Source organism: Halalkalibacter oceani (assembly GCF_023715605.1).
Taxonomy (GTDB): domain Bacteria; phylum Bacillota; class Bacilli; order Bacillales; family Bacillaceae_D; genus Halalkalibacter; species Halalkalibacter oceani.
The window spans coordinates 1-13,372 of record NZ_JAMBOL010000048.1 but is presented as its reverse complement, the minus strand read 5'-3'; the positions used below and the strand labels follow the sequence as shown (position 1 = coordinate 13,372).

The following is a 13,372-nucleotide window of genomic DNA, read 5'->3' as shown; positions in this document are numbered from 1 at the left end:
TCCAGCTTCCTTCAGATTCCACCTCGCGATGGACACCCTTGCTCTTGGCTAATGGTTGGCAACTGCCAGCCCCCATAGCGGACTTTCACCGCCTAGCTACGCGCCATGCGTGGCGCACTAAAAAAAGAATTAATGACCTCATTGCTGAGTCATTAATTCCTTTTCTAAAACTCTGTTAATGTAAGGTAAAAGAACCTTCGGCTTTTCAAGTTGTGAAACAGTTATATTCTCTTGCTTTGCAACCTGTAAGGCCTTATTTAGAATTTCATATGGTACTTGTACTAACCCTTTTTTCTTGCTGCGATGAACATACACTCTCTGGAATTTACTATTGTCACTTTTTTTCGCAACCTTTATCAGCCTTTCAGATTGCTCTATAACGCAAGATGGTCTCTCCATTTCTTCCTCTAAGTTTGATTCCATCTGTGATCTTTCTTCCGGTGTAAGAGCCTGATTTATTTGATTTAAATATCTTTTAGTCTTTTTATCGTAAGAATAATTAGTTTCAATTAGTACCTCTGCCTCGTTGATTGTCATACCTAACCGCTTCATAAATCGATTAAATTCTTGTTCAGGTATTGATCGATCAAAGATTTTATTTATATAAGGGATCCCCCTGCAAATCTCGTAAACCTCATTAAAGGAGGAACCATCACTGTCTTTAATCTGAATATAAATGTAGTTGTAAGCCATGTTCCTAATTCGTTTTGACCTGCGATGATCTTTGATACATATAGTGGTGCTGGAAGGACAAATAATCGTCGCTTTTTCTTGAATTCTATCAGGGATCAACTGTTCTAATAATTCTTTTGCTTTCATTTCACTCCCAGTTTTACAGTAAATAGCATATATCATTACCCCAATCCCTCCATTTTTACCAATGATAAAATTATCAATTTCAAACAAGCTTTTAAATTAGAAGTTTAACGAATTCTAAAAAGATGGTATTGTAAATACAGATAATGTTTATACTAGATATTGGTGGTTTTCATGAGATACTCAACAATTCGCTTATACACTTTTCGGTAATCATTCATTAGTCGTTTGCCATCTTTGTTGTACTTTTGCTGCAATTCTGACGCTTTTTTCTGCTCTTGATAGATGTCAATGAACAGACTTTTTTCTGTTTCCGATAGAGGGATTGATTGCATCCAATCTAAGTTGGCCACATAATCACCACGACACTGAGATACATGTTTCAACTGCTCTTGAAGAGAGCGTATGGCCTGTTTTATTTTTGCATTCCTTGTTTTGTTATAGAATTGCTCAGCTGACAAATGAGGGCTAAATAAATCATCATCTTCATCTTCAATGACAATTAGGGCTTTGAATTCCTTGATACTTTTTTTAATAATTGCTGTTTGCTCAATCCAAGGTTTTTGTTCTTGAAGAAGATTATTACTCATGGTACCCCTCTCTTTCATTAATTATTGAAATGCAAGCATCGTATTAGATAAGGAGTTATTTAACACTTCATAGAAAGCATCAACTGATTGATACAAATAATACGGCGGGAAATCAAGATAAATACATATAGTCTCTAATTCGTCAATAGTTGTAGCACGAGCTCCGCGCTCCTTAGCATAATAAGCTGATGTTGAGATCCCTAGGTGATTAGATATTTCTTTTACCGACACTTTACGGTGCTGACGTACTACTTTAATGCGATCCATGATTTGCAAGAATATCACCGTCTTTCAAAAATATAAAAAATCACTAACAAGTGGGCAATAATTTGTTATAATTTAATCACAAATGTAATTATTCATATTTTACCGAACAAATTTCACTATAACAATAATTTTATACGCAATGTAATTTTATTTTATCTACAGTTAAAAGTCAATGTCGATTGTAACTATTTTACCGTTCTATAAGTAACAAAATGCTCATGTGTGAGCTTAGATAGTTAATATATATAAAGGATGATGATGATGGATCGTATCCAAAAAAACGAAAAAGAAAGCAAAATTAAGGAAATTAATGTACAAGTAGGAGAAAGATTGCGTAATGCCAGAAAACATGCAGGTTTTTCGCAAGCAGAAGCTGGTGAAGAATTAGGCGTAAACAATGTATCATTATCAAATATTGAGAGAGGTCGAACTCCTATCACAGTAGCTCTTTTAATTATGGCTGCTGAACTTTACAATGTTGATGTAAGCTCACTACTTAAAGGTATAAAAGATAAAAAAACAACTGATGTAGATATTTCGCAAGTGGCTTTATTTCAAGATCGCTTAATCGAACTAAGAACTTCTGCCGGAATCTCACGGGACCAACTTGCTGAAATGACTTCATTAACTGCTGAGGAAATTAGGGAGTATGAGAGCACCGCCGATAAACTTCCTAAACTACAGGATTTATTTGATTTAGCTGTTGCATTAGACGTCTCCATGCATTATCTGGGTGGTTGGATTAATGATAAAGAAGGCTATGATGAAGATTTGCCAAAGCCTATTGAGCTTACAGAGTTTTTAAATGAAAATATGCTATTGTATGAGGGGGTTGCCATGGGGAAAGAGGACAGAGAAATGATCAAAAAAACGCTTTACTTAGTCTTTTTTGAAATTAAACGAAAACAAAAAAAAGAGATTCTTACAAACAAATATAATTAAAAAAAAAAAGACACCATAATATGACGGTGTCTTTTTTTCAGCTTAAGATCTTTGTTTACAATATCCCATCATTTACAAATAATGATTAACTTTTACAACAATGACTTTAGTCTCAGTTCATATTGTCTATCATTGTCACTTCATGTCGGATCGATTTTTTTTGTCCGATTAAATATGACTAATTATCTATAAAAATATCTTTTGTTTGGTGGTAAAATTGACACATAAAGATAATTGTTGACATTTTTTTAATTATCAGGTTTAAAATATATGAATTTATGACTATAAACCTTCTAGGTAAGTAGTGGGAAAGGCGGGTATTATGATTGAGCACAGCGATTTAATTAACATTGATCAAAAAGTCAATCGTCTGGTGAATGAGTATCCAAAATTCGATCCATATGAAATTGCAAAGAAACGATTTATTATTACCGAACAAGAGTTACCTAAACAAATTGATGGAATGATTACTCAAGTAGAAAATGAGGATGTTTTAATCCTAAATAAAAATCTCAACGAAATAGAAAAAACGATCGTAGTAACTAAGCAAATTGGAAATGATCTTCTACATGAGAGCCCAGCCACTAAAAAGATTATGATAAACTGCTCTAACCATAAAGAAACAGTACAATCTGAATTATTCGTAGCTAGTGTCTTTTCACGTTATATGCCCCCTATTCTCCTGAAGAGAGTAAAAGAAGAGTATCGTCTACCATTTGATATCGTTGAAAAGTACAGAAGCAACCAAACTGCAATTTAAGTCTTTCTAAAAAAGCCCATAAGCTCATCACTGAGCTATGGGCTTTTATCGTATGCTAAAAAGAAAAAACCAGAACACAATGTTCTGGGTATCTTTCATATCTATGAAATATGAAAGAAACAAAAATGGAAATATAAGCTACTTAAAGATTACAGTACATCGTCCTCCTTGTCAAGTAATTTTCCTAAATGGAATGACATTATCGGGTAGAGGTAAAGGCACAATATCGATAAAAATCAAAAAATCACGTTTCAATTCATACAGTAAAGAATCAATTTGATTATCATTATAGTATTCTTTTTTCAAGTCAGCTAAGTACTTACTTTTTTCTAACATCTTGTCTAAAAGCCTGAACACTGCATCACATTCGTGCTTTCCTTTGATATTCAACCGATCAATATAATTTACTTCTGGTCTGCAGATAACAATTTCATAAGTATTCATCTTATTCTCCTTCATTTGAGGTTTTATCCAACCAACTCTTTATCGTATTTCTTTATCAAACGAGCTTGCTTTTTATTACTCCAAGTACCTTTTACTTCGAAACCAAGCCCCTTATAAAATTCCGGCAAAAATAATTTTTCGTTGTAATGATCAGTTTCAGCTAGGGCGCCGGTCAAACTTTTTAGTTCAATAATTGGAGCGATAGTTTCTAACAGTCTGAGTGAAGCAGTTGCTATTTTTTTTCTCTTATATTTTGGAGGCACCGAAATATGAAAATCAAAGCCTTTACCTTTTTTTAAATCAAAGTCATAAATTGTATATAATCTGGCGTCTTCCAATGGAAAAAAGACAGCCTCTACATTTCTTATTTTATCTAAGTCCATATCTTTTGGAATACGTAATGACAATTCTTCTGCACTATACTCCTTTTCAACAAAAATGCATATTAGAAAAGATTCTTTACTTTTTTGATCGTAATGCCAAGTTGAAAATTGCTCATAATCTTTCTGGAGGTCATTTGAATGAAGATGGTATTTCAGAGCTGCTTTATGAACCCTTTCTATGGCATTGAATATTTCGTCTTTAGATTTCTTATTTTCTAATTTAAACTTTTCAATTGTCTCTTTTCTTGACTCGAAAATTTTATCAAAACCTTTTTGCCAAAACTTAGATTCTTGTCTATTTTTCTTTAATAGATAGGCAAGAACAATAATAATTAGCGAAAGTATTAAGTATAAGTACATTATCCCACTCCTTCTAAGAATATTTGTATACTGCCGTGAAAGAAAATCTTTCTCTAATAAATACATGCCACAAATCATGTTAAAAATTCACCCTTTTATTTAAAAAAATCGAATTTACTCCATTCCCATTTTAAAGCAGCCTCCTTTTCTTTTTGACTTATTCGCTTGATATACCTCTCTGTTGTTTGTATCGAGCTATGACGCAATGAATCTTGTATTGCTGTTAAATCAACCCCTTGATCCACACTAAAACCAGCGTAGAAGTGTCTAAGATAATGGGGTGTAATGACTTGATTGTTTCGTTCAAATGCCTGAACCCACTCCAAACCCGTTGCATGAATTAATTTGGTAACCGTTCTACCTAAATATTTCGCGTTAAAAGATTTCCCTCTCGAACTAGGTAACAATGGCGACTCATCTAAAGGGTTGAGCTCAGAAGAAACTCTCCGCCGCAACCTGTATTCTTTTATTGCATCCATAGCAGGTGGAATCAAGGCAACCTCCCTTTCCTTTTTATTTTTCCCAATGATCGCTATAAAGTGAACATTCAACCGCTCATCGTAAGTCACAGAACTCCATTTGGCATTAGCAACTTCTTGAATCCTTAAACCTGTCGTCACTAATACCATTAAAAGACCAAATGGGATTGGTTGATTTCGGTAAAAAGAAAGTAACGATTTGACTTGCTCCCAAGATAAACGTCTATCGGGCATATCCTCTTTACGGACTGTAGTTTTTAAAAACTCAGCCTGAAGAGGAAAGGAAATACGTCTACATTGATATAGCCAGGCTAAAAAACTTTTTACCAAGGTAATTCGTTTAGCGCGTGTAGCTGTTGCGTATCCAACTGCGTTTCTGTTGCCCGGCCTCGGTTGCTCTTTTAACCATTTTTGGTATGCCCGAACATGCCTGCCCTCAATCGACGACAGTATAAAGTAACTCTGCAATTCCTCATTAGTTTCTTCCGCAAGCGCATGGGTAAGAAAAAAGTAAAATTGTAACAGGTCGCGAATGTACTCCTTTTTTGTTTCATTAGTCCTTTCATACTTTTCATTATCATGAGTTGGTCGATGAACGTAAAAATAGATCAATTCGAGATCGGACCAAGAAGCAAAAGGAATCTCCCCTACCCTTTCCTCCACATTTCGTTTCTCTTCCAAAAAAGGTAAATATTGATCCGATAGAAGTTTATGTTGAATATCAACGTATGTCCTAGATGTTAACGAGCTTAAAGTATCTATGTGTATAATATGAAAGTCTTGTATCATAGGATATTTCATTTAATCACCACATCTTGTAAATTTTTATTAATACTCTTAAAACTAATATATCAATTATTATGATTGGCGGAAATAATATTAATAAGATACTGACTTGATTTTATATTTTATAATCTAACCTGTAAAACTAGATCATTTGGTTATTAATATTAACACTTATTAAAACCAATATTATGTTTTGTTTTTATATTTATAAATACCACTTTGCAAAATGATAGTATTACTTAACTTCACATTATTAATTATTGAATAAACGATCATAATTAATATAATTACTATATTATCGAATATAACTGTAATATTCATATGGTATAATCAAATTAAAAGTATTGTATGATGTAGAGGTGATATATCTATGACTGAACAAACCTATTATCGAATTAAGGACTTAGCTGATATTACTAATTGTAGTGAAGCTCAAATACGCTATTTACTTAAAGAAAATAAAATTAAAGCTATTAATGCTGAAACATGGAAACTTGAGGGTGGCTATCTTTTTGATAAACATGCATTGGAGGCTATCAAAGAGAAAATAAAAGCCGGCAAAGGGGTAACTACAAGGAAGGCAGCTGAGGCTCTGGGAGTATCTGTGGCGACTGTTCTTAATTACATACGCAATGGACAATTGAAAGCTACGAAACAGATTGATCGCGGCCGTGAAAAATATATGATTTCTGAGGAAGAACTTAGTACGTTTTCTAAAAGTTATTCTCCTACATATCAACAAACAGATCGTGCACCAGTACGTACTCCAAAGCATTCCAGGTATTTATTTCAACCTTTTAAGAATAGTGTGAATGGTGAAATGGCAAGAGTATATTCACTTAGCACACACCCAGAAGAGCAAGTCGCTATTGGGGAGCAATCACAACGTATTCGATTAAATGAGCTGCTTAAACAATACAAGCCTCTGAAGCAAATGGAATGGACGCAGCAATTCTTGCAAAGAAAAGGTGACATTACTTTCTCCTTTCCTTTACAACACCCAAGATCTTCTATATATACACTCATTGACTATATCTACAATGCAATTGGCCTTGAGAACTGTAAAGCACGAATTAAAGATGATATAGTGTCCTTTACCTGTAAACCATTTCAACTCCGTTTAGATCAAATCACCGAGGGTTTTATCCAAACCATAGAGTCTTCAATGGTTTCTGGTAGGATCATTAAAGGGGCCCGCAGCTTTCAAGTAATTGGGGAAACAGAGAGCATCCAATCCACGCTTCATTACAAAAACAAAGAAAAGCTAATAAACCTAGCCAAAGAAAATGATATGTCTTTAGAAAAATTTGTTAAACAAATTTTAGAGGACTATCTCACCACAAAAAATGAATAACTGATGTAATTATATCTCCTACATTAAGCATAACCCCGTACTAAATTTTGTACGGGGTGTAAAACTGTTGTTTAATTTTTGATTTCAGTATTTTAAATATATCAATATTGTTGTTTACATTTCCATTGTTGATGATTAATTTTTATGCAGAGTATATTTGTACTACGAAGTAATGACTTAGTCTGCTTCTAGCAGCTATTTTTGTGTATTTTTGTGTATTTAAAATTTTTTTCTTATCCCTTTGAATTACTTTCTGAAACATCTAATTAAATAAATTTAGCTTATTGTATTTACTCTCATCAATCTTTTTACCAATTTTTTTGAAAATTCGTTTCATTTCCTTATTAGTTATTTGACGGCCTTTTTCAGTCTCCACCTTAATCCTCTTCCATTCCGACTTTAATATAACTTGTTGAATATAAGAAATTACTTCTTTATTTTCTTTATAGTTTTCCATATTAAAATCATGACTATGTAATGAATCAATTAATTGATTTATATATTTCATTAGGTTCTCAGAAAATAATTCCTCTGGATTTAATAACAATTCTATATGGTTTTTGACGGCAATAATCTCTTGATATATGCCCCCATAATTAAAATCACTTTTATTTTGGTTAGAAAAGACATACATACTATAAGTATGAGACAGTTTATTAAATTCAACAAAAGTATCTCTAAGTTTATTTATCCATTCAATCCTTTGTCCACTAATTGTATCAATAAATCTTCTCTTCTCGAGTTCTCCTATATTTAATTCTCCAATTTTCTTTGATGTCTCAGCACTAAGTCTCCCTATTTTGATAGAGGCTTTTCTATTCTGACAAGCTATATATAAATTTACAAGAGCTCCTAGAATAGCTACAACTAATGCTACAAGAGCAGCAATTTGTGCATTACGAGCCGCAGATTCAACTTCATAAATTTTAACTAAAAAATCTTCCATTACTTCCCCCCCCTTCTTAGAATGGATTTATTTAGTTCAAACAAATTGGATCTCTCATGAAAAAAATCCTTACAAATTTTTTGTTTTTTATTTAAGTTTTTAGTATCGTTATACTACGTAATTTAAGTGTTCTCCCACAATCTCGATTTAATAATAAAAAATGACACCTCGCACTTGAGAAACGCGCCATATTATTAAAGATCGTTGTTAAAGAAACAGCAGTAAAAACTCTTTAATCTGAATAGTTCTTTCACAAAATGAAATTTATTTACCTAACATGCATTTATAGGAAAGAAAGAAACTGAATTACAGTTAGCTCCTTTCTGAAGTTAGCTCGTATATTCTCTTTTCCGAAGTAGCTCCGGAGTCCCTTAAATAGTAATGGACCTTTGATATTTTGCTGCAGCAGACCTGTTATTATATTCATACAGGTGAACAGGCGGCAACATATTTTGGTTAATGCAGCGACCAAGTTCTACAGCCAACCCTGCTGGTCCGTAATAGAACAAGTGAATTTCTGAATACTGATTTTCATTTTGTAATCGATATACTTCTTTACGAAACACATTTTTCAGAACTTCAACATCATCTTCATATAAAACGGCATTTAATTTAGGCCCATCAATTTCGATATCCAACGTTTGGAATTGACCCTCTACTGCATCTGTTATATCCCGTTCATGAATAGTTCCGCTGACTTGTACCTTGACCACCAATTTATCATTAACTTCATTTGAAACCTTTACTTCTGGTAGTACGACATGTTTATCAGGATTTACATTTTCATGACACCACTTTTGTGTGTCTCTATCAAATTGATGAACTACAGCGGCAGTTGTATCCGATATCAAACTTCCCAAATGAATTAATAACGGAATTGGAGACAAAGGAAATACAAAAAGATGTGCACCTTCATTTTCCTTCTTTGAATTCACTACTTTACGGAAAAAATCCTCATTCTCTTTCTTCGCTGCACTCCAGCCTTCTTCTGTGAAATCAGTGAATTCCTCTTGCAAAGAAACTGCATCCAACAATAAACAGTTCGTTTCCTTCGATAAGAGGATTGAATCGACAGGCATAAGATTCTTTCGTTTATGAACCACCACGATTGCCTTGTTGTTCTTGGAAAGTTGTTCACTTACCCAGTCTTCATGTTTTTTTTTCATATCAAACAAATCTTGAGGGGGATATGCTTTATCATTGGTATCAATAATATGGTGACATGGACTGCACATCAGCATCAAATTCTCAAGAGTATCTATATTCTCATCCGTTATATCGAAATCTTCAGCAAATTCTCTTCTTGGTCCACCCTTATTTCCTTTGCCCTTTGCCTTCCCAATTATGTGAGCTCTCTCTCCAATATTTACTTTTGCATCAACATCATCCAAAATTAAGGCTGTCTTACATCTTGCACACAATCCACCTGATCTTATCCATAAAGAACGGTCTTCTGTAGTAGATAATTTAAAAGGATCCCTACTCATGGATTCCACTCCTCTAACTTGTTTATTTTTGCATTCTTGCGATTCCCCATCCACGCTCCGATGGACTTTGTACCGACAATAATGAAAAAAAGAAATGATGAATCACACTGCGTTTTTTTCAACACTTTGTTCCACTCTCTTCTATCATGAAAAGAGGGGGAAGGGTGTTGCTCTGGATGAGTATGCCATTCTCCCACATAATTACAGGTCCCATCACTTTCTTCCCAAGCCTTATCCACAAGTTTCTGATGGGTTTCCAAATGCTTTTTAAAGAAGCACCTTTCGCGCTTATCTTTTTTTGATGGTTCAGTAATTAAATCAATGATGACATCATCAGAGCCTTCTATGAATCTCCCCATTAAAACTCCGCCTGCTTCCGTATCATTGTTTTCACGCTGACTATAGTTACGAAGCCTATCCAAAACATCCTCGTTTATCTTTAACTTTGATGTTGGACCTAATGAGAAAATCATGGTGTTTCACCCGCTTGACATATCGCACAATTTTCATTTTTATATAGATAACGCGTATCAAATAATACTTCTGATGAAAATCCATACCTCTCACTTAACTGATATCCTTGACTGAGAAGTTCCGTGGAATCCCCCTTCCATGACATAAGTGGACTGCCCTTTTCCTCACCTGCCAAAACCCTTAAAGCCAACCTAGTTGCCATAACCGCTGTCTCAAGGGCGTCTATTGAACCATACGGCGTGAATACGGATTGACAGCCTGCTATCGATTTTCGGAAGTTTTGACCAGGTGCTGCAAATGACGCCTGGTTAGCAATTAATCGACTAGGGGTGTCAGGTTGCGTAAACAAACACTGAAAGCAACCTGTTGCCTCTTTCCTCGTCAATAAGGCATGTCCGCCTAAACCAAGAGGGTCAAGCCATGTGAAAAGAGTAGGTGGCGCCCCATTCATCTTTCGCATCTTTTCATTTATATATAATTCTTCCGTAGGGGCGCCTAGAGCGATGATGACTAGATCAGATACAAGCATTAGCCCTGGTTCTTCATTAATAACGTCCAAAATATCAGAGGACTCATATTCAATCTCAATGGACGGAAATTTATTCTTCATTGCTCTTTTCATCGCCTCAGTCTTAGGAAAGTGGTAATATTTTTCGGTTTCTTTATAATAAACATCTCTTATTCCCAATTCATGCCGATAAATATTATCAGCTTCCAAAACGTCGTTATCAATCAAAATGAACTTTTCAACACCTGCACGTGCTAATTCAAAGCATATCCTACTTCCCAGTGAACCAAGCCCAACAATTGTTACTCTCTTATCAGAGAATCTGTTATGACCTTGTGTTCTATTCAGCAAATATTCCTTATCATGTCGTTTGATATTTAGTGGCGTTATTTCAAATGCAGCCTGGTTTTTCCTCAATGGATGAAGAAACGGAAAATTCTTTCCTTTTCCCTTTTCTGTACGGAAATCAGATAGCTTTATGCCTATAAGAGCTCTTTGCCCATTTAAAATAGGGATTCCAAGTACAATATACTCTTCATCCCCCTTTTGTATGAACTTCCTGTCCAGATATTTCTTCAGCTTTTTCTTGGTTGAAGCGGTAATGTTGTTGTTAATAAGCTGACGATAATCTCTGATATCCCATGTCTCCCAAAATGCAGGCGGTTTCAAGTTGGAAGACCTTCTCAAAGGAATATAGATTCCATTTCTCTTATTAAACTCATCTAGCACGTTGTTGCTGCTATATAAATTGTTCATATATTGAACGATTCTTTTATTAATGCTGTCCAAGATAATGGATTTTCCTCGCTTCTCATCGTTGAAAACCAATATCTTTTTGAAACGTTCTTCTGGAGTAATAATGGCATCTACATGACCAATCCCTTGCTGCCTTGACCATAGTGCTTCAAACTCCAACAAGAAGTCTTCTGAATTCAACTTAAGAACGCCTTCCTCAAGCGTTCTTTTCGCACGTTGAAACGATTCATGTATTATACCTTTCGGGTTGTTTCTGTCGAGTAGTAACCCTTCATCGTGTGAATAGCAGATAAAACCGTCTGGTTCTATATGAGGAATGAATCCAGCTTCTTGACAATTTTTCAGGAAATACATTGGTTTTTTCAAAGGAAAAAGAGAGGGAAGAGCAAGCTGAATAGTGAATTGCTCTTCAGCCACACTCATCTTTCCTTCAAATGCATGAAGAAACTGACTACGCTCACTGTTTACTTGATATACATCTACTGCATTTACTTCGGTAAACAGCTCTTCTAATTCCAGGCTTTCAATCGTAAAATCAGCTGACATTAAATACACCTCATGCTGAAGAATGATCTACCATGATTGCAGGGCCTCTCTGCTGAGCGGACTCTTCCTTCGTCGGAACAGGGAAGTCTTCTCCAAACTCTTTTTGCAGCATCTCACATGCCTTTACAGGATCTGTTTCATCTCTTGCCTCTTTCAATCTGGCGATTAAGGATTCAAGCTTCGACTTAAAATTCTTCATTTGACCGCCTGTCATCTTTTCGTAAATATCATTATATGGAGGGGTTGGCAGATTCACCTCTAACCGCTCCTCCCATTCTCCATCTTCATTAATCCGATAACTAAACGAGTTAATCATATTCTGAACAAACGATTCCAAAGCGTCCAAGTCATTGTACGTCTTTGTAAATGCGTTATAAGAAAAATGCGGGGAAAAATGAGTCAATCCAGCCACCGTCAGACCAATCCCTGAAGGACGATTTACAACACCCTTAAACTTCAAATCCTTCCATCTCTTTAAATATCGAATTACCCTTCTAAATTGCTTGCGGTCTTCTTTATCCATCAGGTTTTCTTTGATGGTTCTAACCAGCTCTTTAGGGTCAGAATGCTCCCAGGTCCTACTGTCTTTCACACTGCTAAGCTTTCCTTTTGCTAGGTATGTTTTACCATCATCGTTTTCATTCGAATATATCGTAAAGTCCACATGATAATTACGGTCGTCCTCATCGCCTTCTCCTTCGAACTTTACAGTCACACATGGATACTTCATCTCGGTGTCCTCATAATCATCCTTCAATGCGTTAAATACAAGCTTCTTTGCTGTAACTGGGTTAGGATAATCCTCGATTGAGATGTTAAACAAAAGACCGACATCAATATCATAATCGCCATCCTCTAAAGGTTTAACACCCGTGTGCATCGTGTAGCTTCCTTGATGAAAAATATCATACTTACTATCTTCAAGGTCTATGTTTTCTTTTAAAACATCGAGCAGCTCCTCACGTTTTTCTCGCAGGGCTTGGTTATCATCGATTTCCAATTTGATCGCATCATGAAAATCCAAGAAAAATGATTGCAGGTTCCCCATCCCTTTTTCCTCCTATTTCATTATTTTTTTAATGGATGTTTTTTCTAAGAAGTGGCTAAAAAACGAAAATGCGAAGAGAAATTAATCTGGTTGAAAAGTTAAAACACAAACGTATATTCGTGTTTTGAGGTGCTATAATTATATCTTTTTTCCAATCTAATCGTCAATCAATATTCTAAATAAAGAAAAAATCACTAGAATATTTTTATACTGTTTTATTCATCAATTTTTTTTGAATAAACTATCAAGGAAATTTCCAGCTGCTTTGGGCTGTATTAAATTCCAATATTTTTTTACTCGAATCAATTTCATAAAGCTTAGTTCATTAATGTTACACGAAACCGATTTTGCTTTTAGCGTTTTTAAAATTGAATTAAGCTACTTGAATGTTCTCCTTGTTGGCAATGGATTTAGCTATACGATCAC

At 34.8% G+C, this 13,372-nt stretch carries 14 protein-coding genes; 3 read left to right on the top strand and 11 right to left on the bottom strand.

Going from position 1 to position 13,372, the window contains the following annotated elements:
* Window positions 1-138: 138 nt before the first annotated feature.
* From nusG to M3202_RS22760, 3 genes are all read right to left on the bottom strand, one after another.
* The gene (nusG, locus tag M3202_RS21590; protein ID WP_251225287.1) at window positions 139-855 is read right to left on the bottom strand and encodes a transcription termination/antitermination protein NusG; all 717 of its coding nucleotides are present in this window, start codon (window positions 853-855) and stop codon (window positions 139-141) included.
* A gap of 116 nt (window positions 856-971) precedes the next feature.
* A complete protein-coding gene (locus M3202_RS21585; RefSeq protein ID WP_251225286.1) occupies window positions 972-1,406 on the bottom strand; it encodes a hypothetical protein in 435 nt (144 codons plus the stop codon).
* A gap of 21 nt (window positions 1,407-1,427) precedes the next feature.
* Window positions 1,428-1,673: a helix-turn-helix domain-containing protein gene (locus M3202_RS22760; protein WP_432805984.1), complete on the bottom strand. Its 246-nt coding sequence runs from the start codon at window positions 1,671-1,673 to the stop codon at window positions 1,428-1,430.
* A gap of 261 nt (window positions 1,674-1,934) precedes the next feature.
* On the opposite strand from M3202_RS22760, the gene M3202_RS21580 reads away from it, so the two are divergent.
* Both M3202_RS21580 and M3202_RS21575 read left to right on the top strand, forming a co-directional pair.
* The gene (locus tag M3202_RS21580; RefSeq protein ID WP_251225285.1) at window positions 1,935-2,615 is read left to right on the top strand and encodes a helix-turn-helix domain-containing protein; all 681 of its coding nucleotides are present in this window, start codon (window positions 1,935-1,937) and stop codon (window positions 2,613-2,615) included.
* 322 nt (window positions 2,616-2,937) lie between these two features.
* A complete protein-coding gene (locus M3202_RS21575; protein ID WP_251225284.1) occupies window positions 2,938-3,375 on the top strand; it encodes a hypothetical protein in 438 nt (145 codons plus the stop codon).
* 171 nt (window positions 3,376-3,546) lie between these two features.
* On the opposite strand, the gene M3202_RS21570 is transcribed toward M3202_RS21575, so the two are convergent.
* The 3 genes from M3202_RS21570 to M3202_RS21560 form a co-directional block, all read right to left on the bottom strand.
* Complete coding sequence (locus tag M3202_RS21570; RefSeq protein WP_251225283.1) at window positions 3,547-3,819, bottom strand: hypothetical protein; 273 nt, start codon at window positions 3,817-3,819, stop codon at window positions 3,547-3,549.
* 23 nt (window positions 3,820-3,842) lie between these two features.
* Window positions 3,843-4,562, bottom strand: coding sequence for a hypothetical protein (locus M3202_RS21565; RefSeq protein ID WP_251225282.1), 720 nt, complete (start codon window positions 4,560-4,562; stop codon window positions 3,843-3,845).
* A 95-nt stretch (window positions 4,563-4,657) separates the two neighbouring features.
* Window positions 4,658-5,842, bottom strand: coding sequence for a tyrosine-type recombinase/integrase (locus M3202_RS21560; RefSeq protein WP_251225281.1), 1,185 nt, complete (start codon window positions 5,840-5,842; stop codon window positions 4,658-4,660).
* A 355-nt stretch (window positions 5,843-6,197) separates the two neighbouring features.
* Here M3202_RS21560 and M3202_RS21555 point away from each other — a divergent pair, with 355 nt between their 5' ends.
* Window positions 6,198-7,181 carry a helix-turn-helix domain-containing protein gene (locus M3202_RS21555; RefSeq protein WP_251225280.1) on the top strand — a complete coding sequence of 328 codons (984 nt, stop codon included), beginning with the start codon at window positions 6,198-6,200 and terminating at the stop codon, window positions 7,179-7,181.
* Between the two features lie 262 nt (window positions 7,182-7,443).
* Here M3202_RS21555 and M3202_RS21550 read toward each other — a convergent pair whose 3' ends face one another.
* The 5 genes from M3202_RS21550 to M3202_RS21530 all read right to left on the bottom strand — a co-directional run bounded on the left by M3202_RS21550 (window position 7,444) and on the right by M3202_RS21530 (window position 12,946).
* Window positions 7,444-8,127 carry a hypothetical protein gene (locus M3202_RS21550; protein ID WP_251225279.1) on the bottom strand — a complete coding sequence of 228 codons (684 nt, stop codon included), beginning with the start codon at window positions 8,125-8,127 and terminating at the stop codon, window positions 7,444-7,446.
* A gap of 371 nt (window positions 8,128-8,498) precedes the next feature.
* Window positions 8,499-9,614: an SAVED domain-containing protein gene (locus M3202_RS21545; protein ID WP_251225278.1), complete on the bottom strand. Its 1,116-nt coding sequence runs from the start codon at window positions 9,612-9,614 to the stop codon at window positions 8,499-8,501.
* Window positions 9,611-10,087, bottom strand: a complete 477-nt coding sequence (locus tag M3202_RS21540; RefSeq protein WP_251225277.1) for a Mov34/MPN/PAD-1 family protein — start codon at window positions 10,085-10,087, stop codon at window positions 9,611-9,613. The genes M3202_RS21545 and M3202_RS21540 overlap by 4 nt, the downstream gene beginning before the upstream one ends.
* Entirely contained in the window at window positions 10,084-11,898 is a 1,815-nt protein-coding gene (locus M3202_RS21535) for a ThiF family adenylyltransferase (RefSeq protein ID WP_251225276.1), read from the bottom strand. The genes M3202_RS21540 and M3202_RS21535 overlap by 4 nt, the downstream gene beginning before the upstream one ends.
* A 10-nt stretch (window positions 11,899-11,908) precedes the next feature.
* Window positions 11,909-12,946, bottom strand: coding sequence for a nucleotidyltransferase domain-containing protein (locus M3202_RS21530; RefSeq protein ID WP_251225275.1), 1,038 nt, complete (start codon window positions 12,944-12,946; stop codon window positions 11,909-11,911).
* Between the last annotated feature and the right edge of the window lie 426 nt (window positions 12,947-13,372).